The 26,343-nt window shown below is 65.7% G+C and carries 23 protein-coding genes; 10 read left to right on the top strand and 13 right to left on the bottom strand.

Translation table 11 applies throughout. The annotated features are described in order from the left end of the window. Positions 1–135: 135 nt before the first annotated feature. Positions 136–984 carry a helix-turn-helix transcriptional regulator gene (locus ACQP2U_RS20710; protein WP_433716174.1) on the bottom strand — a complete coding sequence of 283 codons (849 nt, stop codon included), beginning with the start codon at positions 982–984 and terminating at the stop codon, positions 136–138. A 101-nt stretch (positions 985–1,085) separates the two neighbouring features. On the opposite strand from ACQP2U_RS20710, the gene ACQP2U_RS20705 reads away from it, so the two are divergent. Continuing rightward, on the top strand, positions 1,086–1,805 hold the full coding sequence (locus tag ACQP2U_RS20705) for an SDR family oxidoreductase (RefSeq protein WP_433716173.1): 720 nt from the start codon (positions 1,086–1,088) through the stop codon (positions 1,803–1,805). Positions 1,806–2,011: 206 nt separating this feature from the next. Here ACQP2U_RS20705 and fabG read toward each other — a convergent pair whose 3' ends face one another. Together fabG and ACQP2U_RS20695 are read right to left on the bottom strand one after the other, a co-directional pair. Then, a complete protein-coding gene (gene fabG, locus ACQP2U_RS20700; protein ID WP_433716172.1) occupies positions 2,012–2,764 on the bottom strand; it encodes a 3-oxoacyl-ACP reductase FabG in 753 nt (250 codons plus the stop codon). Between the two features lie 35 nt (positions 2,765–2,799). Further along, complete coding sequence (locus ACQP2U_RS20695; protein ID WP_433716171.1) at positions 2,800–3,948, bottom strand: acyl-CoA dehydrogenase family protein; 1,149 nt, start codon at positions 3,946–3,948, stop codon at positions 2,800–2,802. Between the two features lie 129 nt (positions 3,949–4,077). On the opposite strand from ACQP2U_RS20695, the gene ACQP2U_RS20690 reads away from it, so the two are divergent. Next, entirely contained in the window at positions 4,078–4,719 is a 642-nt protein-coding gene (locus ACQP2U_RS20690) for a TetR/AcrR family transcriptional regulator (RefSeq protein ID WP_433716170.1), read from the top strand. Here ACQP2U_RS20690 and ACQP2U_RS20685 read toward each other — a convergent pair. Beyond that, positions 4,716–5,315, bottom strand: a complete 600-nt coding sequence (locus ACQP2U_RS20685; protein WP_433716169.1) for an HAD family hydrolase — start codon at positions 5,313–5,315, stop codon at positions 4,716–4,718. The two genes, ACQP2U_RS20690 and ACQP2U_RS20685, sit on opposite strands and share 4 nt — an antisense overlap. Before the next feature lie 176 nt (positions 5,316–5,491). Here ACQP2U_RS20685 and ACQP2U_RS20680 point away from each other — a divergent pair, with 176 nt between their 5' ends. Further along, positions 5,492–7,579, top strand: coding sequence for a serine/threonine-protein kinase (locus ACQP2U_RS20680; RefSeq protein WP_433716168.1), 2,088 nt, complete (start codon positions 5,492–5,494; stop codon positions 7,577–7,579). Here the strand turns inward: ACQP2U_RS20680 and ACQP2U_RS20675 are convergent. From ACQP2U_RS20675 to ACQP2U_RS20655, 5 genes are all read right to left on the bottom strand, one after another. Then, the gene (locus ACQP2U_RS20675) at positions 7,572–8,696 is read right to left on the bottom strand and encodes a BTAD domain-containing putative transcriptional regulator (RefSeq protein ID WP_433716167.1); all 1,125 of its coding nucleotides are present in this window, start codon (positions 8,694–8,696) and stop codon (positions 7,572–7,574) included. The genes ACQP2U_RS20680 and ACQP2U_RS20675 overlap by 8 nt on opposite strands. Before the next feature lie 59 nt (positions 8,697–8,755). Next, complete coding sequence (locus ACQP2U_RS20670) at positions 8,756–8,902, bottom strand: hypothetical protein (RefSeq protein ID WP_433716166.1); 147 nt, start codon at positions 8,900–8,902, stop codon at positions 8,756–8,758. Between the two features lie 158 nt (positions 8,903–9,060). Beyond that, on the bottom strand, positions 9,061–10,101 hold the full coding sequence (locus ACQP2U_RS20665) for a crotonase/enoyl-CoA hydratase family protein (RefSeq protein WP_433716165.1): 1,041 nt from the start codon (positions 10,099–10,101) through the stop codon (positions 9,061–9,063). A 109-nt stretch (positions 10,102–10,210) separates the two neighbouring features. After that, positions 10,211–10,624 (bottom strand): YybH family protein, encoded by a 414-nt coding sequence (locus tag ACQP2U_RS20660; protein ID WP_433716164.1) that lies wholly within the window; start codon positions 10,622–10,624, stop codon positions 10,211–10,213. A 139-nt stretch (positions 10,625–10,763) separates the two neighbouring features. Beyond that, a complete protein-coding gene (locus ACQP2U_RS20655; protein ID WP_433716163.1) occupies positions 10,764–11,378 on the bottom strand; it encodes an APC family permease in 615 nt (204 codons plus the stop codon). A 566-nt stretch (positions 11,379–11,944) separates the two neighbouring features. Here ACQP2U_RS20655 and ACQP2U_RS20650 point away from each other — a divergent pair. Beyond that, positions 11,945–13,462 (top strand): flavin-containing monooxygenase, encoded by a 1,518-nt coding sequence (locus ACQP2U_RS20650; RefSeq protein WP_433716162.1) that lies wholly within the window; start codon positions 11,945–11,947, stop codon positions 13,460–13,462. Between the two features lie 252 nt (positions 13,463–13,714). On the opposite strand, the gene ACQP2U_RS20645 is transcribed toward ACQP2U_RS20650, so the two are convergent. Further along, positions 13,715–14,845 carry an epoxide hydrolase family protein gene (locus ACQP2U_RS20645; protein ID WP_433716539.1) on the bottom strand — a complete coding sequence of 377 codons (1,131 nt, stop codon included), beginning with the start codon at positions 14,843–14,845 and terminating at the stop codon, positions 13,715–13,717. 424 nt (positions 14,846–15,269) lie between these two features. Further along, entirely contained in the window at positions 15,270–15,881 is a 612-nt protein-coding gene (locus ACQP2U_RS20640) for a TetR/AcrR family transcriptional regulator (protein ID WP_433716161.1), read from the bottom strand. Positions 15,882–15,930: 49 nt separating this feature from the next. Between ACQP2U_RS20640 and ACQP2U_RS20635 the strand changes: the two genes are divergently transcribed. After that, the gene (locus ACQP2U_RS20635) at positions 15,931–19,158 is read left to right on the top strand and encodes a carboxyl transferase domain-containing protein (RefSeq protein ID WP_433716538.1); all 3,228 of its coding nucleotides are present in this window, start codon (positions 15,931–15,933) and stop codon (positions 19,156–19,158) included. 12 nt (positions 19,159–19,170) lie between these two features. Here the strand turns inward: ACQP2U_RS20635 and ACQP2U_RS20630 are convergent, their stop codons facing one another. Then, positions 19,171–20,337 (bottom strand): serine hydrolase domain-containing protein, encoded by a 1,167-nt coding sequence (locus ACQP2U_RS20630; protein WP_433716160.1) that lies wholly within the window; start codon positions 20,335–20,337, stop codon positions 19,171–19,173. 385 nt (positions 20,338–20,722) lie between these two features. On the opposite strand from ACQP2U_RS20630, the gene ACQP2U_RS20625 reads away from it, so the two are divergent. The 4 genes from ACQP2U_RS20625 to ACQP2U_RS20610 are packed head-to-tail and all read left to right on the top strand — an operon-like array spanning position 20,723 to position 23,455. Next, positions 20,723–21,127: a YciI family protein gene (locus tag ACQP2U_RS20625; protein ID WP_433716537.1), complete on the top strand. Its 405-nt coding sequence runs from the start codon at positions 20,723–20,725 to the stop codon at positions 21,125–21,127. 10 nt (positions 21,128–21,137) lie between these two features. Next, positions 21,138–22,379, top strand: a complete 1,242-nt coding sequence (locus ACQP2U_RS20620) for an RNA polymerase sigma factor (RefSeq protein ID WP_433716159.1) — start codon at positions 21,138–21,140, stop codon at positions 22,377–22,379. 10 nt (positions 22,380–22,389) lie between these two features. Beyond that, positions 22,390–22,755 carry a hypothetical protein gene (locus tag ACQP2U_RS20615; RefSeq protein WP_397029973.1) on the top strand — a complete coding sequence of 122 codons (366 nt, stop codon included), beginning with the start codon at positions 22,390–22,392 and terminating at the stop codon, positions 22,753–22,755. Between the two features lie 55 nt (positions 22,756–22,810). Beyond that, positions 22,811–23,455 (top strand): pentapeptide repeat-containing protein, encoded by a 645-nt coding sequence (locus ACQP2U_RS20610; RefSeq protein ID WP_433716158.1) that lies wholly within the window; start codon positions 22,811–22,813, stop codon positions 23,453–23,455. Here ACQP2U_RS20610 and ACQP2U_RS20605 read toward each other — a convergent pair. After that, positions 23,452–24,831, bottom strand: a complete 1,380-nt coding sequence (locus tag ACQP2U_RS20605; protein WP_433716157.1) for a bifunctional lysylphosphatidylglycerol flippase/synthetase MprF — start codon at positions 24,829–24,831, stop codon at positions 23,452–23,454. The two genes, ACQP2U_RS20610 and ACQP2U_RS20605, sit on opposite strands and share 4 nt — an antisense overlap. A 519-nt stretch (positions 24,832–25,350) precedes the next feature. Between ACQP2U_RS20605 and ACQP2U_RS20600 the strand changes: the two genes are divergently transcribed. Beyond that, positions 25,351–26,211 carry an SDR family oxidoreductase gene (locus ACQP2U_RS20600; RefSeq protein WP_433716156.1) on the top strand — a complete coding sequence of 287 codons (861 nt, stop codon included), beginning with the start codon at positions 25,351–25,353 and terminating at the stop codon, positions 26,209–26,211. The last annotated feature ends 132 nt before the right edge of the window (positions 26,212–26,343 follow it).

Genomic DNA, 26,343 nt, shown 5'->3' with positions numbered 1-26,343 from the left:
CGTCGCGCACAATTTCGTTTCTGTCGCACATCTAGCAGCCACTTCGCAGAACCCATACCTTCTGCGAGGTGCGCAAAAGCTGTGCGCGCGGGCTTCTCAACCGCGCAGCCCGCTATCACTCGACCGGGTGCGGCACTATCGCTGTTCGCTCAGCTGTTGTGTGCCCGTGATGCGGAGCAGTTCGAGTGCCGAGGCGGCAGGAGTGTCGGGTGCCGCGGAGTACACGACCACGGCCTGGTCGCTGTCGGGGACGAATAGCGCATCGCAATCCAGGACCAAGCGCCCGACCTCTGGGTGATCGATGGTCTTGGTGGCGCTGCGCCAGTTCCCGGTGCTCCCTTCGCGCCACAGCCGATCGAATCGTTCACTGCGCGAACGCAGTTCGGTGATGAGACGAGCCAGGTCCGGATCGTCGGGATAGGCCGCCTTCGCGCTGCGCAGCGAGCTGACCCAGGATTCGGCGGCCGCCTCGGCCTCGGCGGGTGTGAAGACCACGCGGGAGGGTTCGGTCCCGAGGAAAGACTGCCAGATGATGTTGCGTCGAGCGGGCGACCATGCGGAGAAGTCGCCGAGCAATGCCGCGGCCATCGAATTCCAGGCCAGCACATCGGCTTTCGCGGAGATCACCAGCGCGGGCAGATCCGCCATGCGGTCCAGCAGCCGCAGCACACTCGGTCGTACCACCATATTGATGCGGCCGTCCTGCGGTGGCGCCGAACCGCCCAGCCGGAAAAGCAGATCGCGTTCGGGATCTGCCAGTCGTAGGGCGCGGGCGAGCGCACCGAGCACCGCCACCGACGGTCGCGGTCCCCGCCCCTGTTCGAGCCGGACCACATAGTCGACGCTGACACCGGCCAGTTGTGCGACCTCCTCGCGTCGCAGCCCCGGCACCTGTCGGCGCGAACCACTGGGCAGCCCGACATCGCGTGGCCGCACCCGGGCCCGTGCTTGCCGCAGCAGCGTGGCGAGTTCGGCGCGATCCATGCCTCGATGATGCCGCAGCGTGCGGGTGCCGGGGTGGTACTGCCGGTCCCAGGAGTTGGCGGCCCTGGAGCCACATTCGGGTGGCAGGCCAGGCTCGAGTCATGACCAACATGACAACAGCCCTGGTGACCGGGGCGAATAAGGGAATCGGCCGCGAGGCGGTCCGGCGGCTGGCCGAACTCGGCTGGCAGGTATTCCTCGGTGCTCGCGATGCGGAGCGCGGTAAGGCGGCCGCGTTCGAACTCGCCGAACAGGGATTGAATGTCGAATTCGTCCAGTTGGACGTGACTTCGGTCGAATCGATCGCGGCCGCCGCCGAAACCATCGCGGGGCGGACGCCGCACCTGGATGTGCTGATCAACAATGCTGGTATCGGAGGCACGCGGGCCACTCCCGCCGACACTGTTGCCGCCGATTTCCGGAATGTCTTCGAGACCAATGTTTTCGGGCCCGTCCAGGTGACCCACGCTTTTCTTCCGCTATTGCGGGCCGCCACCAACCCACGCATCGTGATGGTGTCCAGCGGCATCGGTTCGATCGCAATCACATCCGATCCGAGCCGGATCGAATCGCAGATCCTCGGCCTGGTCTACCCGTCCTCGAAGACCGCGCTGAACATGATCACCACGCAGTACTCGCGCGATCTGCCGCAGATGCGAATCAATGCCGCCGATCCCGGTTACACCGCAACGGATTTGAACGGAAACTCAGGGCATCAAACGGTCACTGAGGGCACCGACGCCATCGTCCATCTCGCGACCATCGGTCCCGACGGCCCCACCGGCGGCTTCTTCAACCGTGTCGGCCGGGTGCCGTGGTGAGCACCCGAACTGACCATTCTGCGTCGACCCGACGGCAAAGGTTGGGCGGCGACGGGACCGACCAGCACGAGCAGGCTCCCGAATACCGCGATGAGCGTGGCTGCGAAGAAGTGATACCCCTGGCACGGACGGGTTGGTCGCTCAGTCGCCAGCTGTGACGGCGAGCAACGACCCTCTCATATACCAACCGGTCGCTCCCGGCGGATTCAGCGCGCTCCGCCGTTGACATACAACGTCTGGCCACTCACATAGGACGCCTCATCACTGGCCAAGAACGCGATCACCGCGGCGACCTCCTCAGGCTGGCCCACTCGGCCGAGCGGAGTCCGTTCGGCGGCGGCCTTCTGATGGTCCTCGGCCGTGAGCCCGACCCGATCGGCGGTCGCGGCCGTCATCGCGGTGGCGATGTAGCCCGGCGCGACGGCATTGACATTGATGTTGTATTGCCCGAGTTCGAGGGCGAGCGTCGCGGTCAGGCCCTGGATCCCGGCCTTGGCGGCCGCATAATTGGCCTGACCGCGATTGCCGAGCGCCGAGCGGCTGGACAGCGAGACGATCTTGCCGTAGCGCTGGGCGACCATGTACTCCTGGGCCGCCTGGGTGCAGTGGAATACACCGGTCAGATTGACCGCGAGTACCGCATTCCAGTCGTCCTCGGAGAGCCGGAAGAACAGATCGTCGCGGGTGATGCCCGCATTGTTGACCAGAATGTGCGGCTCGCCGAAAACTGTTGCGATATCAGCGAATACGGATTCCACCGAGGCGCGATCGGTGACATCGCAGACATAACCGCGGGCCGTGCCGCCCGCCGCGACGATTTGCTCGGCGGTGTCCTCGGGTGCATTGCGGTCGAGCACCGCGACCTGCGCGCCTTGGGCGGCGAGCAACTGCGCGGTGGCCGCGCCGATACCCTGTGCCGCGCCGGTGACGACGGCGACCCGGTCGGTGAATCTGGTCATCGAAAGTCCTCCTCGAGAGTTCGCTACGGCGCCCATCAGAATGCGCTGACTCCGGTCAGCGCACGACCGATCAGTAGCTTCTGGATCTGGCTCGTGCCCTCGTACAGCGTCATCACCTTGGCATCGCGCAGATATTTGCCGACCGGGAATTCGTCGATGTAGCCATAGCCGCCGAAGACCTGCAGCGCCCGATCGGCAGCGCGTACCGCGGCCTCGCTCGCGAACAATTTGGCCTTCGACGATTCGATGGCGAATTCGGCACCGCGATCGATCAGATCGGCGACACGCCACACCAGCAGCCGGGCCGCATCCACATCGAGGGCGATATCGGCTAGCAACTCCTGCACCAACTGATGGCCGGCGATCGGCTTGCCGAATTGTTCGCGCTCGGTGGCATATCCGACCGCGGCGTCCAGGCAGGCTTGCGCGATACCAACACAACCGGCGGCCACCGACATCCGACCCTTGGCCAATGCCGCCATTGCGACGGTGAAACCCTTGCCTTCGTCGTGCAGTCGAGCGCTGTCGGGAACCCGGACGGCGTCGAGCACGATTTCGGCGGTGGCCTGTCCGCGCAATCCGAGCTTGCCGTGGATGGTGCGGGCGGTGAAACCAGGGGAGTCGGTCGGGACCAGGAATGCGGTGATGCCGCGATGTCCCGCACCGCCGGTGCGCGCGAAAACGAGGGCGACATCCGCCCAGGTGCCGTTGGTGATGAACATCTTGGTCCCGGACAGCACCCAGTCGTCACCGTCGCGAACCGCACGGGTGCGCAATTGCGCCGCATCGGAACCGGTTCCGGGTTCGGTGAGGCCGAAACAACCGAGTGCGGCGCCCGAGGTCAGGCGCGGCAGCCAGGTGCGCTTCTGTTCCTCGGTGCCGTAGTGGTTGATCGACTTGGTGACCAAACCCAAAGAGACCGAGACGATTCCGCGCACCGCGGAGTCACCGCGCCCGAGTTCCTCCAGTACCAGGCAGTAGGTGAGATGGTCACCGCCGCTGCCGCCGTACCCCTCGGGAATGGTCAGCCCGAGGAAGCCGACTTCGCCAAGTTTCGACACGATCGCGGTGTCGACGGATTCGGTACGGTCCCATTCCGTCGCATGCGGCGCGATCTCGCGGTCGACGAATTCGGCGGCCAGGCGCTTGGCAGCGGCCTGTTCGTCGGACAGTTCCAGGTTCATCGCGACTCCGGGGCAGGAAAACTAACGTCGGAAGTTTCTCGTATGCTAACCATGGATAAACTAACGATGCAAGTTTGGTGTTGTGGGTATTCGCCGTGCGACACTGGATCGATCGACCAGGAGGTTTTCGTGGGAAGGCCCCGCCGCCCCTTGCTCAGTCGCGACCGCATCGTGGCGGCCGCGCTGGATCTCGTGGATGCCGAGGGGCTGGAAGCGGTTTCGATCCGTCGACTCGCCACCGAACTCGGGGTGCAGGGCCCATCGCTCTACAACCATGTGGCCACCAAGGACGATCTGCTGGACGCGATGGTCGATGCTGTACTCGGCAATGTCGACCTGTCCATGTTCACCGACATCTCGGATTGGCGTGTAGCACTGCGCGATTGGGCAAGGTCGTATCGGGCGGCCCTAGCGGCGCATCCGAAGGTGGTGCCCGCCTTGAATCAGGGCATGGGGCGACGGCCGAATGCCTTGCGGCAGGCCGATGCGGTCTTCGGAGGTCTGGTGGCGGCAGGTTGGCCACGGCGGGAAGCCACCCAGGTGGGTGCGCTGATGCGGTTCTTCGTCACGGGGTCGACGCTTGGCTCGTTCGCGGGAGGATTCCCGGAGGACGCGGCGGTCTATCGCGGGAATTATCCGCATCTGGACGAGGCGCATCTGCTGTCGGGACGGCAGCGCGATATCGATGACGCCGCCTTCGAGACCGGATTGCGTGCGTTGCTGGACGGGTTGTCGTTGCGGTTCCAGACGCTGGAGGATGCGGCGGGCTAGCGCGCGGCCAGCCAGTCCGGGAATTCGGTCAGCTCACCCAGGACGAAATCCGCTCCTGCCGTGCGCAATTCGTCGGCATCGCAGGGCCCGGTCGTGACGCCGAGCGCGTACACATCCGCCGCCCGAGCCCCGCGCATATCGCCCTCGTGATCGCCGACGAACAGGTCCGCGCCGTGCGCGCGTAATGCCGCCGCCTTGCCGTCGGACCAGAGATCACCGACGACCTCATCGATTCGCCACCCGAGCTCGGCGACGTGTAGCCGGGCCAGCGGTTCATGCTTACCGGTCACGATGAGCACCTGTCCGCCGCGCGCGCGGACGGCATCCAGTGCGCCATCGGCGCCGGGCATGGCCGGAATGTAGGGCACGATCGATGGATAGATCTCGCGGTAGCGGGTCACGAGTGCCGGAATGAGCTCCTCGGGCGCACCGACCTCGGCCAGCAGCATTGCCAGCGGCGGCCCGAGCCGATCGACCAGTTCGTCCCCGCGCAACGGCACGTCGAACTCCGTGGCCAAGTGCTCGATCGCTTTGCGCACACCCGGGCGGGAGTCGATCAGCGTCATATCGAGGTCGAATCCGACGGTCCAGGTCATCCCATGACTCTATCGTCGGGGCGCGATCGGCGGCTGGACAGCATCGACGGTTAACCAAACCGGGCACGGCGAAGATCAATCAGGGGGAACATTTCCGCAGGCGGCGCGAAAAGCCGGTCGCCGACCTTACAGTTGACCGACAGCGAAAGGCTCCGGTCTGCATCGCGGAGGACGAGATGACGAGCCAGCGCCAGCCACTGACCGTGGGCTCGACATTCGGGCACTACCGGTTGGATCGGCTGATCGGACGCGGGGGCATGGGCGAGGTCTATGAGGCCTACGACCTGCGCAAGCGCCGGAGTGTGGCGATCAAGGTACTCCTGGAACGGCTCGCACAGGACGCGGGATACCGCGAGCGGTTCCAGCGCGAGGCCGACGCCGCCGCGCGACTGCGCGAACCGCATGTCATCCCGATTCACGATTACGGCGAGATCGACGGCCACCTCTACATCGATATGCGCCTGGTGGACGGTGCCAGCCTGCCATCGGTATTGCGCAGCGAGGGGCCGATGCCCGCACCGCAGGCGGTCGCGGTGATCCGGCAGATCGCCTCGGCATTGGACGCCGCACACGCCGAAGGGCTGGTCCACCGCGACGTCAAACCGGACAATATTCTGCTCACGCCGGACGGTTTCGCCTACCTGGTCGACTTCGGTATCGCGCATTCGGATGCCGACCACGGGCTGACAACCCACGGTGCGGTGATCGGTTCGTTCAGCTACATGGCACCGGAGCGGTTCCGCGCCGAGCACACCACGCCCGCGGTCGATGTCTACTCGCTGGCATGCGTGCTCTATGAATGCCTCACCGGCGCACGGCCGTATCGGGGCAGCACCGATGCGGAGATCATCAGCGCGCATTTGTTCGAGCCGGTGCCGCGACCGAGCACGAACCGGCCGAATGTGACGCCCGCGCTCGATACCGTCATCGAGCGCGGTATGGCGAAGAACGTGCGCGAACGCTACCGGGCCGCGGGGGAACTCGCACATGCGGCGGAGGCGGCGCTGACGAGTGCGGATGCTGTTACCGTGGACCGCACCGCGACCGGAGTGCAACCTGAACAAGCCTCGAATGGTGCAGCGGGACAAGGTAGTTCATTCGATACCGCGACTCGCGACAAGCCGGCCGTTGCTCGCGAACCCGACGCCGACCAGCCCGAGGCCGCGACGGCCGATACTGGGAGACCGCAGGCCACGGTCGCCGAACCCCACCGCCGGCACCGTGTGCTGACCGCCCTCGTCCTCGTGCTCGCCGCAGCGCTCGCCGCCGGGACCGGTATCGCCGCATGGACTCTGCTTGGTGATCGCAAGGGCACCGCGATCGCCGACGCCACCGCACTGCGCGACGCGGATATCGACCTGCTGAAGATCGTCGCCCAGACCGGCCGCAAACGAGCCACGTGCCAGCACGAGCAGCCCGATACCTCCACCACCGTCGCGGTCATCTTCTGCCCGGACCACCCTGCGGCCAGTGAATCCGCGGTCCGATACATGCGGTTCCGCAATCTCGCCGCATTGCGCGAGTACTACAACCTGCTGATCCGCACCTTCCAGGCCACGAACTGCCCGGGCGACCCTACTGGGCCGGATGGACCGGTCGTGTACGAAGGCAGGGAGATCGGACGCAAGGCGTGCATCGCCAATCGCGCCGAGTCACCCGACGCGCCGAAGCCGTCCCTGCTGGTGACCGATGAGACCCAGTTGGCGCTGGCCTTCTTCATCTGGCCGTCACCGAGCGATGCGCCGCGGCGCGACTACCTGTCCAAGTTCAGCGGCACCCAGTTCCTGACCGCCGAAGCCGCTCGTGACCCGGACTTCTTCACACCCGAGGACCGTGTCCTGCTCGGGCGACTCGGCAATGCCTTCGGTCCGGGGAACTGTGGACATGTGTCGCCACCCGGCGGCACGGTGATCGCCGCCCTCGCATGCAGCACACCCGCCGACTATCCGTCCGCCCACTTCTTGGGATTCCCGGACGCCCAGTCGGCCGAAGCCCTGTACCGCGCCGATGTCGGGGTGCTCGGCGGGCACAGCTGCCGTGGTGGGGGCACCGACGATGTGTGGCGTAGCGGGGGCCGCGACGTCGGCCGATTCTTCTGCTTCCTGGACAACGGCCCGGATATCGATACCCGGACCTGCATGGTGGCCGTGCATTCCGACACCCACCTGATCGCCCAGTTCTGCACGCTGTTACCGGAAAGCCCGCTACCCGGACCGAACACCGAAGCCCAGCTGGTGGACTGGTTCGATAAGCACGTCAGCTAGACGGCATGACTCCAAAGGTGAATTCCGTATCGCCGATGCGGATCGTCACACCATCGGTAAGCGCGGCGCCATCGATGACTCGAACACCGCCGACGAACACACCGTTGGAGGACAACAGATCCTTCAGCACGCACGTCACCCCATTGCTGACGATGACGGCGTGATGGCGGCTGACCTTGCCGTCATCGAGCACGATGTCGTTATCGGGCAGGCGCCCGATACGGGTGAACGGCCAGGTGATCGGGAAGATCTGCCCGGTCGAATCCCGCAGGTACGCTTGGGATCCGGGCGCTATCAGGTCGACGACGGTGGTGGCGCGCAGTGCGGATGCGACGGCATCGGCGGGCGGGGTGAGCGGTTCCTGCCGCAGCATCTTGGCCTCGAGTTCGCGAATCGAGGCCACTGGATCGATCCCGAGTTCATCGGCGAGCGTTACCCGCAATCGGCGCAGCGCCTCGAGTGCGTCACTCTGTCGACCGCTCACACATAGCGCGGTGATCAGCTGCTCCCACAGTGGTTCGCGCAGCGGATACTTACCGGCCAGTTCGGCCAGCTCGGCGATGACGCCGTCGGCTCGGCCCTGGGCGATCTCGGCCTGGGCGCGGGCCTCCACAACACCGATCCGTTCGTCGTCCAGGGCGGTGGCGAAGGCATCGGCGAAGCCGAGCCCCTGCAGATCCGCCAGCGCGGTACCGCGCCACTGCGCGAGCGCGCTGGAGAGCACCTCGCTGGCCACCGAGAACCGGCCCGCGGCCATGGCCCGCAATCCGGATTCCTTGCGCGCGCGGAATCGCTGGACGTCACAGCTGTCCGCGGGCACAGTGATCCGGTATCCGGTGCCGGCGCGTGAAAGGGTCGTGCGCGCGTCGAGTCCGGCATCCCGCAACGGCTTTCGCAGATTCGACACGATGGTATGCAGGCTGATCCGGATATCCGGCGGCGGATTCTCCTCCCACACCGCCTGCGCCAGCGCCTCCGTCGACACCGGCCGGTTCAGATTGATCACCAAATACGCCAGTACCGCGCGTTGTTTGACGCCGCCGAGCGGTTGCGCCACCCCATCGATCGTCAACTGCACCGGTCCGAGCACCCCGTACCCCGCCCGCATATCCGACATCCCCCAGTCCTCCCGTTCTCGAATACGTATCGAGCGCCACGACCCCGTTGTTTCCGGTATCAATCGTGGCAGCGGGTGCCGCGTTCGGGGACCACGCCGTTGAAGAAGTATCGGACGATCGCGCAAGTCATGCATCCGACACCGGTACCGTTGAAGCGGCGACCGGGGAGCGAGGTCGCCAGATGCCAGTCGATCCGAGTCAGCACATTCTGGACTCGATGGCGCGGCTCGCCACCACCGTGCCCGCGTCGGGCTAGCGAATACGCGCACTACGTTCGGCCCGAACATCACCTACCGTATGTCGAGTTGCGCTCCACCGGCGATCGGGACTACTTCCCGGTCGGGGTGAAGCACGGCTACGCGCTTACTCCTCGGCGCGGAACTGGGCGCGCTTGTAGTCGCCGTATGGTTCGTCGCGTTCGCGCACGGCCTCGCGGAAACCTACCGTCGCGGAACGCAGTTGGAAGGCGTAGCCCTCGCGCGTGTGCCGCGAGATTCCGTCGAATACCGTGCTGATCATCGCCGAATTCGTCACGCCCTGCGAATGCAGCGCCGAATTCAGCGCCAGTTTGGCCATCATCAGCTGGTTGATCGGCATACGCGCGATGCGTGCCACCAATGCTTCGGTGCGTTCGTCGAGTTCGTCGGCCGGACATGATTCCACCGCGAGGCCCCACTCTTCGGCCTGCTTGCCACTGATGCAGTCACCGGTGAACAGCAGCCGCTTGGCGCGCTGATCGCCGAGCCGATGCGCCCACATGCCCGCCGCCGGAATACCCCATACACGGGTGGGCGGGTAGCCGATTTTGGTGTCATCGGCGCAGATGATCTGGTCGGAGTAGAGCGCGATATCGGTGCCGCCCGCAATCGCGAAGCCGTGCAATTTCGCGACGGTCGGCTTATCGGCGTTCATGAGGCTGGCGAAACCGCGGTTGAACCGGCTCATCATGGCGTAGTCGATCATCGGATCCCAAGTGCCCCAGGGATTGTGATTGACCGCCTGCACCACCGGATCGGCCACGGTGCCGGCGGTGTCGATCGAGCCGTCGACGCCGTGGCTGCCCTGTTCGGCGAACATATCCAGGTCATAGCCGCCGCAGAAACCCTTGCCGCGCCCGGACACCAGGATGACGTGCACCCGCGGATCCAGGTCTGCCCGCTCGACCGCGTGCGCGAGATCGACCGGTGTGTCCGGGGTGATGGTATTCCCCTTTTCCGGGCGGTTGAAGGTGATGCGCGCGATACGCCCATCGCGTTCGTAGGTGAGCGTGCGGTAGTCGCGCTCGCCGCGGGGTTCGGGGCGATCCCGCCACGGCGAATCGGGCACTTCGGTCCAGTTCTCGTACCAGGCCGCGGGGCGGGTGCCCGCATGGTTCGAAAAGCGTTCGCTATCAGGCTGATTCACGTGGAACTCCTGGTGCACTCGATGCCGTATTCGCGGCAACGGTGCCACCACGCCACCGGCGGTCGATGCATCGTTGCGCTCGATGCCACCGTAGCGAACCAGGATGGGCTCAGCCTTCGGGTACCGGACCGGCGTCGGGGAAGGAGTGGTGTTCGTGCGCCACAGACCAGCGTCCGTGCTGTTTGCGCAGGCCGAAGGTGATGCGCAGACGCTTGGCCGGATCGCGGGCGAAATCCTCCGCGGTGCCGCACAACAGCAGTGCGTGCGCGAATGCCACGTCCGCGCCCGCCTCTACCTCCAGCGAGACGATATCGAAGGTCGCACCCGATGCCTGCCATTCGAAGAAGCCGGGCCAGGTATCCCGATAGGCGTCGATGCCGCGGACACCTTCATTCGGCGGGGGTACATCGAACATCACGATATCGTCGGCGTGATCGGTGAGCGCACCGGCCAGATCGCCGGTATGCACCGCCGCCGCCCATCGCTCGATCAGGATCCGGATCTGCTTTTCGTCATCGGACATATCGGGTCGTCGTCCTCTCCGGCCCGGCCGCGATGGTGTGCGCCGGGGCTCTTACCCACAGAGCGTGCCGAATTCATCACGCAGACGCAATGTTTCGGAATGCATTCGTGCAACATCCCAATGGCGAATTTCGCGCCGGTTACCGATCGGCAGAAACCGTTGAGTCAGTTATGGTCGCGGGAGCGAGAGTGGAGCGTTTACGGCCGTAGCCCAGGTAGACGGCGATGCCGACGAGCACCCAGACCACGAAACGCACCCAGGTCAGCCCGTCCAAGGTGGTTGCCAGCAGTACGCAGCCGATCAGCGCGAGAATCGGCACCAGCGGCACCAATGGGGTGCGGAACGGCCGTTCCCGATTCGGCTCCAGCTTTCGCAGCACCAGCACGCCGACACAAACAACCGCGAATGCCGACAGCGCGCCGATATTCACCAATTCCACGACGATATCGATCGGGAGCAGACCGGCGATGGTCGCGCAGACGAAGCCGAGCAGCAATGTCAGCCGGACCGGGGTGGCGCGCTTACCGGTTTCGGCCAGTCCGCGCGGCAGCAGCCGATCGCGACACATCGCGAACATCAGCCGGACCTGTGCGTAGACGATCAGCAATAGGCCTTTGGTGAGCGCGATGATGGCGGCGATCACGATGACATTGCCGATCCAGCCGATGTGCAGCCTTCCGAAGGCGGTCGCGATGGGCGAGGCGTTGTTCAGGGTAGCGAACGGTGCGATTCCATTCGGATTCGGCGGCGTCATCGGCGGCGCCGCGATCGCCTTCTTCGCCTTCCTTGGATTCGACGTCGTCGCCGCATCCGGTGATGACGAAGATGCCCGCTCCGACAATCGTGCCCACACCCATGGCAGTGAGGTCGATACGACCGAGGCTGCGCTTCAGCGTCGGCGCCCCTGCCTCGGGGCTCGTCGCGGAGTCGGGCAGGCGGCGGCGCCACCGTGTTGGGCTGGTCCTGTACTCCCTTTACTCTGCGCTTCGGCTCCGACCGACCGACGGAGTCGGCTATCCATTGTGGTCTTGACAGTTGGCGGTGTTGACGTCGGGGCGACCAGCAGGCAATCCATCGGCGCGAAGGCGTGGCGTGCAGGTGCGCGCCGTCTGCACTTTTGCACCGCACGCAATCCGCCATCCGCCGCAATCACCGGGCAAGCAACACCTGGACGGTTGATCACCACTAACGGAAGCGGAAGAGATCGAGAGTCGGCCACCTCAGCACCCTCTCGACTAGAGGTTACTATGGATAACAGGTAACCTTGGGGAACGGTCGGGCAAGGGTGCCCGGGTGGGATTAGACGAACGGATTACCTCAATGACGCGGCATGTCGACGTACTGATCATCGGCGCGGGCCTGTCCGGCATCGGGATGGCGTGCCATCTCACCCGCGAGCACACCGGACGCAGCTACACGATCCTGGAACGCCGTACCGCCATCGGCGGGACTTGGGATCTGTTCCGGTACCCGGGCATCCGTTCCGACTCCGACATGTTGACCTTCGGCTTCGGTTTCCGTCCGTGGATCGGCACCAAGGTGCTCGCCGACGGACCACACATTCGCCAATACATCGAGGACACCGCCGCGGAATACGGCGTCACCGAGCACATTCGGTTCGGGCGCAAGATGACCAGGGCGAGCTGGTCGAGCGAAACCGAAGTGTGGACCGTGGAGGCGTTCGACGAGCAGACCGGCGAGACCGAGATCTACACCAGCAACTTCCTCGTCGGCTGCACCGGCTACTACGACTACGACAACGGATACCGCCCGCAGTTTCCGGGCGAGGCCGACTTCCGCGGGCAGATCGTGCATCCACAGCACTGGCCCGAGGGACTGGATTACCGCGGCAAGCGGGTCGTGGTGATCGGCAGCGGCGCCACCGCGATTACCCTGATTCCGGCGATGGCCGACGACACCGCGCGCATCACCATGCTGCAGCGATCGCCCACTTACATCACCGCACTGCCCGCCGATGACCCGGTCGCGCTCGGCATGAAGTACGCACGTGTGCCGGAGAAGTTCGCCTACCGGGCGGGCCGGGCGCGCAATATCGCGTTGCAGCGGGCCAGCTTTCAGCTCTCGCGCACCAATCCCGAGTTGTCGAAGAAGCTGCTGCTCGCCGCCGTGCGGATGCAGCTCGGCAAGCACATAGATATGCGGCACTTCACGCCGTCGTACAACCCGTGGGACCAGCGGCTGTGCGTCGTCCCGAACGGCGACCTGTTCAAGGTGCTGCGCAGCGGTAAGGCATCGATCGTCACCGATCACATCGATACGTTCACCGAAACCGGCATTCGGCTAGCGTCCGGCGAGGAACTGCCCGCCGATATCGTCATCAGCGCAACCGGTCTCACCGTGCAGATCCTCGGCGGCGCGGCACTCGAGGTGGACGGCGAGCCGGTGTCGACCCGCGAGCACGTGGTCTACAAAGGCACCCTGCTCGACGGCATCCCCAACGCGATGCTCGTCCTCGGCTACACGAACGCCTCGTGGACGCTGAAGGCAGATCTGGCCGCCGAATACTTCTGCCGCATCCTCAACCACATGAAGGCCAACGGCTACACCAAGGTCGTCGCGATCGCCGAAGACGCCGACCGCTCCGATCAGTCACTGATGGGTGGCGCCCTGACCTCCGGCTACATCCAACGCGGCGACGGTGTCATGCCACGCCAGGGTGCCCGCGGGCCCTGGCAGGTCATCAACAACTACTTCCGCGACCGCGTACTCCTACGCAAGGCGCCCCTCGAGGACGGGGTACTCACCTTCGACGGTGCAGCAAGCGCCGCCCAACCCGGCCGCAAGTCGCGGGCCCAGGCACGCAAGCGAATCGCCTAGGGCGCGGTAGTAGGCGCGGCGGCGGCATCTACACGGCACCGGGATGGCCATGTAATCGAATTCGACTACGTGACCGTGATCCGCACCTCCACCGCCTCGACCGAGGCGATCCCGCGGAGGTTCGTAAGGCCAACAGCTCAACACGAACATCCGCTCGGCCTTCAGGGAGCGGCACACACGTCGGCGATCCACGGCGAACTCGACCCGCCAATGGCGACGTCGTGTTCGCCGTGGATCGCCGAGATTGCGTGCCTACTTCCGGTATTCGGCGAACGTGGCGCGCAAGTCGTCGACGATGAGGTCGGGTTCTTCCATCGCGGCGAAGTGGCCGCCGCGCTCGAATTCGGTCCAGCGCACGATGTTGTGGTTTCGCTCGGCGATGCGGCGGACCGGGATACCGAGATCGTGCGGCATCACCGCTACGGCGACCGGCACATCGGTCTCGGGTTCCGGCGCTCCCCAGGTGGCGGCGCCTTCGTAGTAGTAGCGCGCCGAGGAGCCCGCGGTGCCGTTGAGCCAGTAGATCATGACGTTGGTCAGCATTGCGTCACGATCGACGGCATCCTCGGGAGCATCGGTGGAGTCGGTCCAGTCCTTGAATCGTTCGACGATCCACGCCAATTGGCCCACCGGTGAGTCGGCGAGGGCGTAGGCCAGTGTTTGGGGGCGGCTTGCCTGCAGCATCGCGTACGCACCGAGTTCGTATTGGGCGCGGCGCGCCAGTTCGAGGGCACGCCGTTCGGCCGGGTTGTCGAGGTCGGCGGTCTCCGGGGTGACCGTGGCGGAGGCGATCATCGTCAGGTGTACGGCGACCAGGTGTTCGGCGTCGATGACCGCCAGCTGCCGCGAGATCGCGGCGCCGGTGTCTTCACCGTGCGCGGCGTAGCGGTTGTAGCCGAGTCGGCGCATCAATTCCGCCCAGGCCTGCGCGGCCCGCGCGGTCGACCAGCCGACCGCGGGTCCGGAGAATCCATAGCCGGGGATGGTCGGCACAACGACGTGGAAGGCGTCCTCTGCGTTGCCGCCGTGGGCCACCGGGTCCGTCAGCGGTCCGATCACGTCGAGGAACTGCACGATCGATCCCGGCCATCCGTGCGTAAGTACCAACGGCAACGCGTCGGGTTCGACTGAGCGGACGTGGATGAAATGCACGTCGTGGCCGTCGATTTCGGTGCGGAACTGTGGGAAGGAGTTGAGTCGGGCCTCCTGAGCGCGCCAGTCGTAGGTGTTGCGCCAGTAGTCGACCAGGTCCCTGGTGTAGTCGAGCGGGATGCCCTGTCGCCACCCCACACCCGGATCCGCGTCGGTCCAGCGGGTGGCGTCCAGTCGCCGGTGCAGGTCGTCGAGCTGCTCTTGGGGGACGTCGATCCGGAAGGGAGTGATCTCTGTGCTCATGTGAATCACTCTAGAAACCAGCTAGGACAAGTTCTGCCCTAGCTTCTGGTGTAGGTTGCGCAATGTGTTCGAGGCCTCAGCCCGACGGCTCGAGCTCTTGTAGCTCCTGCAGACCCCGGCAGTGGACCGGCGCCGAACTGGGTGCAGCCGGTTTCGGCAACAGTGCGCATGCTGGTGCCGCGTCCAGATAGCTTCTGAGACAACTGAGATCCGGTCGAGCGCAGTTATATGGTGGTGCTGCAGGGGCGTGTCGTGCCGCGTTTCGACTGCGCTCGTCGAGGAAGGCGGACCTGATAGCGCGGCAACCTAACTGGAATAGCCGGGTAAGTGGCGCTGGCATGGGTCGCGTTGATACGGGTGCGGATTCGGCCGACGGATCGAGGGCAAGCGTCACATCTGAGTCCGGGGTGAATCAAGTTGGGAACAAGAGTGTTTCGGCGACTGTCTGCATGTGGGACAGGTAAGTGGCCCGCGCACGTGGCGTGGCATCGGTGCGAGTGAGGGTGCCGCGGGTCAGGGCGTAGCCGATGGTTTCGGCGATGATTCGCGGCGGGACGGCGGGGGAGATGCGGCCCGCGGCGCGCAGGCGTTCGAGGTAGCGCGTGAAGCGACGGATGGGGCGTTCGGCGATTTCCTGGGCGAGCACGCCTACTCGGTCGTCGACGGCACCGCGTTCGTCGATGAGCCGCAGCATGGGTCCGGCATTACCGACTGCCGCGGCGAAGGCATCGATGGTGGCGGCGAGCATCATTCGGGGATCGTCGGTATCGATATCCGGTTCCTGGGCGGCGAGGAAGTCGTCGCGGACCTGGGCGGCGAGGGCCAGGAAGATTTCGTCTTTGGAGGCGAAGTAGACGTACATGGTCGCGCGGGAAACGCCTGCGGCGGCGGTGATATCGGCGACGGTCGTCTTGTCGTAGCCGCGCTCGGCGAAAACGCGGGCGGCGGCATCGAGCAACGCGCGATGCCGGTCGGTATGGGATCGTTCCCGCGCCGCACGCACCGACCAGCCTGCCTGGATCATGCATTCATGCTCGTTGACATTGACGTCAATGTCAAAGCAAACTGTCGGCATGCATGTGGTGGTGGCGAACAGAGGTGAGGTGGCGGTCCGGGTAATCCGGACGGCTCGCGAGCGGAATTACTCCACCCTCGCGCTGTATACCGGCGAAGAGGCGGCGACCCTGCCGGTGCGCTTGGCCGATGACGCGATCCAACTGCCGGGCATCGGTGCCGCCGCCTACCTCGACATCGCCGCCGTAGTCGCCGCGGCCAAGAGCGCCGGAGCCGATGCACTGGTGCATCCCGGTTATGGATTCCTCAGTGAGAGCGCCGATTTCGCGGCAGCATGCGCTGGGGCCGGTCTGGTATTCGTCGGGCCTTCGCCCGAGGTGCTGCGCACTTTCGGCAATAAACTGGCGGCGCGCGATGCCGCGCACCAGGCGGGAGTCCCGGTGCTGCCCGCAACGTCCGTCGGCGCGGACCTGGCGGAGATTTCGGCGTTCTTCGCCGACCACCCCACCGGTGTGATGCTCAAGGCGGCCGCCGGTGGCGGCGGACGAGGTATGCGTGCGGTCCACACAGCCGACGAACTCACCGATTCATTCGACCGCTGCCGAGCCGAAGCCCGCGCCGGTTTCGGCGATGACACCGTGTACGCCGAAGCGCTGGCCGCCGATGCACGTCATATCGAGGTCCAGGTGATCGCCGACGGTCGCCGAGCCATCACGCTCGGCGACCGCGACTGCAGCATCCAACGCCGTCACCAGAAACTCATCGAGATAGCCCCGGCCCCGAATCTCCCTGCCGCCCTTCGCGAACGCCTCCATCACGCTGCCATCCGCATAGCGGAATCGGTCTGCTGCCGCGGCGTCATCACCGTCGAATTCCTGGTCACCGGCACCGAGGCATGGTTCCTCGAGGTCAACCCGCGCCTTCAGGTCGAACACACCGTCACCGAAGCGGTGACCGGTGTGGACTTGGTGGCAGTCCAACTCGACCTCGCTCGCGGCGCTGCCCTCGACGAACTTGTGCCCGGTACGGCGAGTCGTGATGTGCGGGGGTTCGCGGTGCAAGCGCGGGTAAATGCCGAGATGGTCACGGTGGGCGGGGAGGTGTTGCCGAGTACCGGTGTGTTGACGGAATTCGCCGCACCGACCGGCGTGGGGGTTCGGGTGGATACCGCGGCGTTCACCGGCATGCGACAGGGCGCGCGGTTCGACTCGTTGCTCGCGAAGATTATTGCGCAAGCGCCGACGTATTCGGCTGCGATACGGCGGTGTTCGGATGCGTTGGCCGAAACCGTGATCGCTGGCGTCGATACCAACACCAGGCTGCTGCGCGCGGTGTTGGGTCAACTCTCCGATGGCGTTAGCGTGTCCACTGCGTGGTTCGAGCAGAGCATCGGCGAACTTCTCAGTCGGGCAGACGATTACGTGTCCCAACGCCCTGGAGATTCAGCGATCGGCGATCGCGCGCATGCGATCGCCGAGCATCGAATCCCGACGGCCACAGCCGATATCCAGGTAGGGCTCGAAGGCGATGAGCAGGGCATGCGGTCGCCGATGGGCGCGACCGTCGTGAGTCTGGCGGAGCTCGGCAGCATTGTCCCGGGCGGTGCTGAAGTCGTTGTGCTCGAGGCAATGAAAATGCAGCACCTGCTGCGGGCAGAACAGCCGCTGCGGATATCGCGCCATCTGGCCGCACCAGGTGCGACGGTGGATCCGCATGCGTTGCTGCTCACCTGGATTCCGGCCGACCACGACGGTCCGGCCGCCGATATCGAGGCGATCGATCTGGATGCGGTGCGTGCCGATCTCGCGGAGGTGCGGGAACGTCATCGGATCGGACTCGATGCGGGCCGCCCGGCGGCCGTCGGGAAAAGACATGAGATGGGCCGCCGCACAGCCCGAGAGAACATCGCCGACCTCGTCGACGAGGACAGCTTCCTCGAATACGGCGCTCTAGCCGTCGCCGCACAGCGACTCCGCCGCAGCCCCGAGGATCTGATAGCCAACACACCCGCGGACGGTCTGATCAGCGGTGTCGCGACCATCAACGCCGACCGGTTCGGCACGGAAGCCGCACGCGCACTGGTCATGTCCTACGACTACACCGTGCTGGCCGGCACCCAGGGCATGCGCAACCACGCCAAAACCGATCGCATGCTGGAACTCGCGCACGAACAGCGCCTACCCGTGGTGTTCTTCACCGAGGGCGGCGGGGGGCGACCGGGGGACACCGACTACTCGGGCATTTCCGGCCTCGATGTGACCACCTTTCGCGCGATGGGTGCGCTATCGGGTCGGGTTCCGTTGGTAGGCATCGCCTCCGGACGCTGCTTCGCGGGCAATGCCGCGCTGCTCGGCATGTGCGATGTGGTCATCGCGACGCCGGACGCCAATATCGGCATGGGCGGGCCGGCGATGATCGAGGGCGGCGGACTCGGCGTCTACGCACCCGAGGACATCGGCCCCATCGATGTCCAACGCCGCAACGGTGTCGTGCACATTGTCGCCGCCGACGACGCCGAGGCGGTCGCCGTGGCACGCCGCTATCTCTCGTATTTCCAAGGACCGTTGCAGGATTGGACAGCACCGGATCCGCGCCTCGCCCGCCACGTGGTGCCGGAGAATCGGCTGCGCGCCTTCGATATCCGCGAGGTCATCGCGGCAGTCGCCGACCTCGACTCGGTCCTGGAACTGCGCCGCGACTGGGGTGTCGGCGTGGTCACCGCGCTGATTCGCGTCGAAGGCCGACCCTTCGGCCTCATCGCCAACGACTGCCACCATCTCGGCGGTGCGATCGATGCCCCCGCCGCCGATAAGCTCAGCGCATTTCTGCACCTGTGCGATGCCCACGGTCTGCCGATCGTATCCCTATGTGACACACCGGGTTTCATGGTGGGACCCGAGGCGGAGAAGGAAGCGACCGTTACAAAATTCAGCAAGTTGTTCATCGACTCGGCCGCGCTCGCCGTTCCACTCGGCACGGTCATCATCCGCAAGGGTTATGGTCTCGGCGCACAGGCGATGGCCGCTGGGTCCTTCCGCGCCCCCCGTTTCGTCATCGCTTGGCCCACCGGCGAGATCGGCGGTATGGGTCTGGAGGGCGCGGTCCGTCTCGGCTTCGCCAAGGAACTCGCGGCCATCGCGGATCCGGATAAACGCCAGGAAGCCTTCGACAACCTCGTCCAGCTCGCCTACGCCAACGGCAAGGCCCTGACCGCCGCCACCGTCTTGGAACTCGATGACGTCATCGACCCGGCCGACACCCGCCGTTGGATCCGCAGCCTGCGCTGAACCGTCGAGTACCTAGGCGATGGCGCTGATCACCGCGTCGACGAGGTTGCGGGCACGTAGATCCGGCGCGCCTTCGATGATGTAGTTGGTGACGTAGGCGAAGGCGATGCCTGTGTCCGGATCAGCGAAGGCGAGCGAGCCGCCTCGGCCCGCATGGCCGAAGGCGTTGGGCCCGCTGAGCGGGAAACCCTCGGTGGGGAGCATGTACCCGGTGGCGTACCGGTTGGGCAGCATGATGACGCGGTCGATGCCCGCGGTTTGTTCGCGGGCCGCGGCGGCACGGGTTTCGGGGGTGAGCAGGCGGGCGCCGTCGACCTCACCGATGGTGGCCGCGTAGAGCCGGGCGAGGCCGCGCGCGGTGCCGAGGCCATTGCTCGACGGGATCTCGGCGGCATGCACCGCGGGATCGTTGAAATCGATATCGGCCGGATCCGTGACCTCGAATGCGCGGTTGACCAGCGCCTCCGGATCGCGCATCGCCACGACCATCGGCCGGAATTCCGCCGGGACGAACTCGTCCGGGACCGTCGCCAGATCGACCTTGGGTGCGAATACAAGTCGGCTGACGCGATGCTGTTCGGACTCGGGCAAACCGATGAAGAACTCGACTCCGAACGGTCCGGCGATATCCTCGGCCAGAATCCGCCCCACGGTGCGCCCCGTCGCCCGCCGGATCACCTCACCGACCAGCCAGGCGAACGTCCGCCCGTGGTATCCGTGCGCGGTGCCCGGCGGCCAGTTCGGCGTCTGCGCGGCGAGCGCCTCCACCATCGGCCCCCAGGCCAGCGCATCCGCCAGTGGTACCGGCTTATCCAGCGCCGCCAGTCCCGCCTGATGGGTCAGCAACCATCGCACCGGTATATCGCCTTTACCAGCGGCCGCGAATTCCGGCCAGTACCGCGCGACGGGCGCGTCCAAATCGAGTTCACCACGCTGGGCGAGCAGATGCGCGACCGTCGCGGTAACGCCCTTGGTCGCCGAATAGACCAGCTGCAGCGTGTCCTGCTCCCACGGCCGCTCAGTCTCCGGATCGGCCAGCCCACCCCACAAATCCACCACGGGCTGCCCATCTCGATACACCGCGACCGCCGCCCCGACATCCCCCTGCTCGCCGAAGTTCGCCGCGAACACCTCCCGCACCGCCTCGAACCCGGACGCGACAACTCCATCAATCACCATGCCTGCCAGCATGTCACGCGTTGTGCCGACGACGCAGCCCGCGGACGTACCCGGTGGCGGTTCGGTTGCCCAGCAGGGTCTGGCCAGCATCGGCCGCGCACAGCGTGTCCGCCAGCGCACCCGATGATTCGCGGGCACAGTTTGGCGCTGGGCACCCCGTCGATCGCCGTACTCGTGCGGGTGGCGTGCCGTCGCTGGACGGATTCAGCGTCCGATTGCTGCCTGCCACCGCTGCCGGATTTGCTGCGGTTGCCGTGCTGCGACCCAACTGCTGCGGTCGGAAGTTTTTTCGCCGGGCATGTCCGAGAATGGTCAGCGGCTGCGACGTATCTGACGAGTGGCGCCATCCGGGCGTCGCCGAAGCGGAGGAGTTGTCGTGAAATACATGATCCTGAGCTACGGCTCGCAGCAGGACTACGACGGCATGGTCGGCAAGGACACCGGAAAACCCGCATGGAGCGCCGCGGATTTCGCGGCGATGGCCGAGTTCATGGGCAACCTCAACAAAAAGCTGGAGCAATCCGGCGAACTCGTCGAAACGCGCGGTCTGGCCGAACCCGTGCACACCCGCCGCATCACCACCAAGAACGGTGCACCGTTCGTGACCGACGGTCCCTACGCCGAAACGCAGGAGGTACTCGCCGGATACTGGATCGTCGAATGCGAGAGCTTCGACCGCGCCACCGAAATCGCCGCCGAACTGAGCAAGTGCCCGGCCCCGCCGCATATCGCCGAGACGGCCTATGCCGATGTCCGGCCGATCACCGAGTCCGCACCCGAATTCGGCTGAGCCCCTTCCGATGTCGGACACCGAGGTCGAGGACCTGCTGCGCACCTGTGCGCCGCAGGTCCTCGCCGCGCTGGTACGGCGCTACGGCCATTTCGACACCGCCGAGGACGCGGTCCAGGACGCACTGCTCGCCGCCGCGACCCAGTGGCCCGAAGCCGGCACTCCGGACAACCCGCGCGCCTGGCTGATCACCGTCGCCTCCCGCCGCCTGACCGACCTGCTCCGCAACGAACAAGCCCGCCGCAGGCGCGAGGACACCGTGGCCCGCTGGGCGCTGCCCGAGGACTGGCTCACCCCGCCCGCCGACCGCGAGCCCACCGACGCCGACGACACCCTCGTCCTACTGTTCCTGTGCTGCCACCCGACGCTCACACCCGCCGCGCAGGTGGCGTTGACCTTGCGCGCGGTCGGCGGCTTGACCACCGCCGAAATCGCCCGCGCCTTCCTGGTATCCGAGGCGACCATGACCAAACGCATCGGCCGCGCCAAGAAGATGGTCAAGGACAGCGGTGTCGGTTTCGCCCCACCCACCGGCGCCCACCGCGACGCGCGCCTGTCCGCCGTCCTGCATGTGCTGTATCTGATATACACCGAGGGCTATGCCAGCACGTCGGGACCGAGCCTGCACCGCGTCGAACTCTGCGCCGAGGCCATCCGTCTGACCCGCCTGGTGCACCGTCTGCTGCCCGACGACGCCGAAGTCACCGGTCTGCTCGCACTGATGCTGCTCACCGATGCCCGCCGACCCGCCCGCACCGGACCCACCGGCGAACTCGTTCCGATGGAAGAGCAGAACCGCGCACTCTGGCACACCGACGCCATTAGCGAAGGCATCGCGCTGATCACCGCGGCGCTGCCCAGCGGAGTGCCCGGTCCTTATCAGCTGCAAGCGGCCATCGCGGCGCTGCACGATGAGGCGCCGACCTATCAGGCCACCGATTGGCCGCAGATCGTGCTGCTCTACGAACGGCTGCTCGCGCTGGGCGACAATCCGATCATCGAGCTCAACCATGCCGTGGCCATCGCCATGGCTCGCGGACCGATGGCTGGGTTGAGACTCGTCGACGCTCTGGCCGATGGCGGCAAGCTGGCGGGCGACCACCGCCTGGCCGCCGTCCGTGCCCATCTGTTGGAATCAATGGGGGACCGGACCGGCGCTCGCGAGGCATATCTGCTTGCCGCGCAACAGACAATGAGCATCCCACAACAGCGCTACCTGCACACCCGCGCCCGCCGCACCATCGATGAGTAGAAAGGTAGCGATGCTGATCGTCGTAGATGCCGCGAATGTCGTCGGCTCGCGCCCCGATGGGTGGTGGCGCGATCGCGCGGGCGCGGCCCGGCGATTGCTCATGCGGTTGAGCACACTGCACCACACACCACCCGCCGACGTGGTCGTCGTACTGGAGGGCGCTGCGAAGGCCGCGGCATCGGATGATTTCGACGGCGTGCGCGTGGTGCTGGCGGATGGTTCAGGAGACGACGCGATTGTCGCCGTCGTGGCCGCGGCCAGTGAGCAGGACGGGATCACCGTCGTAACGGCCGATCGCGGACTCCGCGAACGAGTCGAGGCCCTCGGCGCCGAATCGGTCGGCCCACGCTGGCTCCTGGACCGTATCGACCCCTGATCTGTCGGATCCGACTGGTAGACAAGGACAACCGTCGCCGAATCCGGAGGTCAATGTGCCCAACGAACTCGAGGATCTACCCTACGCGCGCTATCTCACGCCGCTGGAGAGCGATCTCGAACCCGAGGGCGACTACGACTGCGTGCACCTCACCGGTGCCGACATCGATGACATCGAGGCAAGCAACTCCCGTTTCTCCGAGACTGTCTTCACCTCGCTGGCGGTCAATCGCGGCAGCTTGCGCTTCTCCCGGTTCACCGATGTCTGGCAGCGCAATGTGCGCTGGGTCGGCACCGACCTGTCCGATACCTCCTGGCAGGACGTCGAATTGCGCGCCGGTGCGCTGTCCGGCGTCGATGCGGGCGGTGCCAACTTGCGTCGAGTGCGCTTCGAGGGCTGCAAATTCGACTCGGTGAACTTCCGCAAGGCCAAACTGCGTGAGGTGCAATTCGTCGATTGCGTGCTCCGCCACACCGATTTCGGTGATGCCGAGCTGACCAAGGTCACCTTCCCCGGCACCGCCGTGGAGGGGCTGCTGCTCAACCGCGCCCGACTGCAGCGGGTCGATCTTCGCGGCGCGGCGCACCTCGATATCGCCGAGGGCCTCGACGCCCTGCGCGGGACGACCATCACCCCGCTGCAACTGCTCGATCTGGCACCCGAATTCGCCAAGGCGATCGGCATTACCGTTCGCGACTAGTACTCCTTGCGATGCGGCACGAATTCCAAGGTGAGCAGTGCCGCGGCGGCCAACAGCACCTCGCGCCACCGGATCAGCACGAACCGCTGATCCGACATCGATTGGAACTTACGCAGGAAGCGGTACAGCGATTCCAGCCGGATCAGCGGATCCCCCAGGTGCGCGAGCACATAGATCAGCCTGCCGGTCCGTGAGCGCTCCTTCTCGGCGAACAGTTCCGGGAAGGGGGCGAATGCCAGGGCGATCCGTTCGATCCCCTGTGTACGGGCGTGGTCGACGAGATCGATGATCATCCGTTCGTCCAGTCCGTTCGGGGCATCCTTGCGCCGCCACGGCACATCCAGGCTGAGCTCGCGGCCGCGCCCGGAGACGCCGTAGCGCTGGAAACCCGCCACGCGGCCGTACTCATCGCGAGCCAGTACCAGCAGCATGCCGGGATTCCGGCCGTCCAACAGGTGGTCGAGGATCATCGAGAACCCGCGATTCTGCCGACCCGTACGCCACTCGTCGACGATATCCAGCAGTTCGGCCCGTAATGGTTCGGTCAGATCGGTCTCGCTGATGACCTCGGTGGTCACCCCGAAGTTCCGGGTGCGGCTCACGGCTTGGCGCAGATTGCGGAAGGAGCGCCCGACCATGGCGAAGGTCCCGACATTGATGACCACGTCGCGACCGACCGGAATGGCGCGCAGACCCTGATGTTCGATCGCCCGATGTCGCCACATCTCGGTCAGTTCCGGACTGGCGCCGAGCACCGCGACCCGCCAGCCGTGATTCGCCGCGAATTCGGAGAAGTCGGTGAGCAGCGCCGGGAACTCGGCGTGATCGCCGATCGGATCACCGGCGACCACCGCGATCCCGAAGCGGGCTCGATAGCCGATCGCCGCGGTGGAGTTCACATTGAAGTAGTAGGACTTCGAGGAGTGCATGGCGAATGCGGCGAGGGGATCGCGTTGGGTTCGGCCGACGAGTTCGGCGATGCGATACAAATGCTCGGGCTGGGGCCGACTCGCCTGCGGAAGCATCAGGATGAATCCGGTCGCGGCCAGGAAGACGAAGCCGAAGCCCGGATGCGAGGCGCGATAGGCGGTATTGGCCGCCGCCAGCACGAAGACCGCCACGGTGAAGTGCGGCAGCGTTATCGGCCGACGCAGATGCAGTCCGCGCACCACGAAGAGTCCGGCGATCGACACGGCGACGAACCAGCCGTGATCCTGTCCGGGGGCGGCGCGACCGGCCTCGTAGACCAGCACGACACTCATCAGCAGCAGGGCGATCGAGATCACCGGGCGGACGGCCGGTGTGGTGGTGATCGAGGCATCGCGGTACACCGCGAGTGTGGAATTCCGTGCCGCCGTTTCCCGTCCCTCAGCCACGTCTGCACCCCGTTAGGCCGGCGGGTCCGAACAGGTTTCCCATGTGGTCCTCCCGATAATCCTGTACACGCAACAATATTCGAAACATGGGATGAGTGCTCGAACATTCCTGGGGTACCAAGATCATTGGAGTCCGCGAGTGTTCGCCCGGCAACCGCGCCATGCTGAAGCTGGTGTGTCGACCTCGATCGGACCGGGGGCGAGCGAGCCGTTGGCCGCTCCAATCGAGTATGCCACCACAGCGCCAACGGACAAGGGCCTTTCCGTGGCCATACTCCTGACCATCGGCCCTGGTACCCATCGGCCTCATCGCTTGTATATCGCCGCGGTGCCGGTCGATGTGAACGGCAGCGACGTTCCGGCCGGTCGACATGAGCGCGATTCATGGTCGCCAGCTATCGTTCAGCGAGCCGTGCATGAATCGCATCTCGGTCCTTGTGGATGGGCCGCCGAATATTGCGTCCGAGACGGTATCGGTTCTATAGACAACAGTGTTCGTAATTGCCTATCGTTGGGGTCATGACGAAGTTCCACGGCAAGAGCTGCTTGATCACCGGAGCGGCCAGTGGATTGGGGCGCAGTACGGCGCTAGCGGTTGTCGCCAAGGGCGCATCGGTCATCCTGACCGATATCGATGATGTCGGACTGCAGCGCACCGCCGATGAGGTGCGTGCACAGGGCGGTGCGGTGCACCTGGCCGCGCCCGCCGATGTCAGCGATTACGACGCCGTAGTGGCCTTGGCCGCGAAGGTGCACGCCGAGGTGAACAGCGTCGATATCGTGATGAACGTGGCGGGCATCGCCACCTGGGGGACCGTCGATCGGCTCACGCACAAGCAGTGGCGACGCACCATCGACATTGACCTGATGGGGCCGATCCATGTGATCGAGGAGTTCGTGCCGCGAATGATCGAGGCCGGGCGCGGCGGACATCTGGTGAATGTCGCCTCGGCCGCGGGCCTGTTCGGGCTGCCCTGGCATGCGCCATACAGCGCGGGCAAGTTCGGCTTGCGTGGCGTATCGGAGGTGCTGCGCTTCGATCTGCGGCAGCACCGGATCGGTGTCAGCCTGGTCTGCCCCGGCGCGATGGCGACGCCGATGGTGGACAGCGTCGATATCGCGGGCGTCGATCGGCAGGGCGCGGCGGTGCAGCAGGCGGTTTCGGTGTTCATGCGGCATGCGGTCACGCCGGAGCAGGCTGCCCGATCGATCGTGCGCGGGGTCGAGCGCAACAAGTACATGGTCTTCACCTCACCCGATATCCGGGTCGGCTATCTGGCACAGCGCTACTTTCCGCCGTCCTACAACCTCGCGATGCGCGGGCTGAATTGGGCGATGAGCCGCTACATCGACAAGTCGCCCGTGCCGACGAAGGTGTAACCGAACAAGACTTGGCCGCTGCCGGTTACCAGCGACCCTCGAGCGAGTCTGGTCGACGATGCCTTACACCCGACGAAGGCTCCATGCATAGCGGAATCAGCGGAACAGCAGCCCATTTCGCGGTGATTTCGC

The organism is Nocardia sp. CA-084685 (assembly GCF_050955785.1).
In the GTDB taxonomy this organism is placed as follows: Bacteria; Actinomycetota; Actinomycetes; order Mycobacteriales; family Mycobacteriaceae; genus Nocardia.
Note: the sequence above shows the minus strand (reverse complement) of the source record. Positions and strands in the feature narration are given on the sequence as shown.

Excerpts from the sequence above, each read along its gene's own strand:
- ACQP2U_RS20650 (WP_433716162.1), top strand. The coding sequence starts at position 11,945 with ATGACGCGGCATGTCGACGTACTGATCATCGGCGCGGGCCTGTCCGGC.
- ACQP2U_RS20600 (WP_433716156.1), top strand. The coding sequence starts at position 25,351 with ATGACGAAGTTCCACGGCAAGAGCTGCTTGATCACCGGAGCGGCCAGT.
- ACQP2U_RS20620 (WP_433716159.1), top strand. The coding sequence starts at position 21,138 with ATGTCGGACACCGAGGTCGAGGACCTGCTGCGCACCTGTGCGCCGCAG.
- ACQP2U_RS20660 (WP_433716164.1), bottom strand. The coding sequence starts at position 10,624 with ATGTCCGATGACGAAAAGCAGATCCGGATCCTGATCGAGCGATGGGCG.
- ACQP2U_RS20625 (WP_433716537.1), top strand. The coding sequence starts at position 20,723 with ATGATCCTGAGCTACGGCTCGCAGCAGGACTACGACGGCATGGTCGGC.
- ACQP2U_RS20710 (WP_433716174.1), bottom strand. The coding sequence starts at position 984 with ATGGATCGCGCCGAACTCGCCACGCTGCTGCGGCAAGCACGGGCCCGG.
- ACQP2U_RS20655 (WP_433716163.1), bottom strand. The coding sequence starts at position 11,378 with ATGACGCCGCCGAATCCGAATGGAATCGCACCGTTCGCTACCCTGAAC.
- ACQP2U_RS20635 (WP_433716538.1), top strand. The coding sequence starts at position 15,931 with ATGCATGTGGTGGTGGCGAACAGAGGTGAGGTGGCGGTCCGGGTAATC.
- ACQP2U_RS20705 (WP_433716173.1), top strand. The coding sequence starts at position 1,086 with ATGACCAACATGACAACAGCCCTGGTGACCGGGGCGAATAAGGGAATC.
- ACQP2U_RS20685 (WP_433716169.1), bottom strand. The coding sequence starts at position 5,315 with ATGACCTGGACCGTCGGATTCGACCTCGATATGACGCTGATCGACTCC.
- ACQP2U_RS20695 (WP_433716171.1), bottom strand. The coding sequence starts at position 3,948 with ATGAACCTGGAACTGTCCGACGAACAGGCCGCTGCCAAGCGCCTGGCC.
- ACQP2U_RS20680 (WP_433716168.1), top strand. The coding sequence starts at position 5,492 with ATGACGAGCCAGCGCCAGCCACTGACCGTGGGCTCGACATTCGGGCAC.
- ACQP2U_RS20630 (WP_433716160.1), bottom strand. The coding sequence starts at position 20,337 with ATGGTGATTGATGGAGTTGTCGCGTCCGGGTTCGAGGCGGTGCGGGAG.
- ACQP2U_RS20675 (WP_433716167.1), bottom strand. The coding sequence starts at position 8,696 with ATGTCGGATATGCGGGCGGGGTACGGGGTGCTCGGACCGGTGCAGTTG.
- ACQP2U_RS20615 (WP_397029973.1), top strand. The coding sequence starts at position 22,390 with ATGCTGATCGTCGTAGATGCCGCGAATGTCGTCGGCTCGCGCCCCGAT.
- fabG (WP_433716172.1), bottom strand. The coding sequence starts at position 2,764 with ATGACCAGATTCACCGACCGGGTCGCCGTCGTCACCGGCGCGGCACAG.
- ACQP2U_RS20640 (WP_433716161.1), bottom strand. The coding sequence starts at position 15,881 with ATGATCCAGGCAGGCTGGTCGGTGCGTGCGGCGCGGGAACGATCCCAT.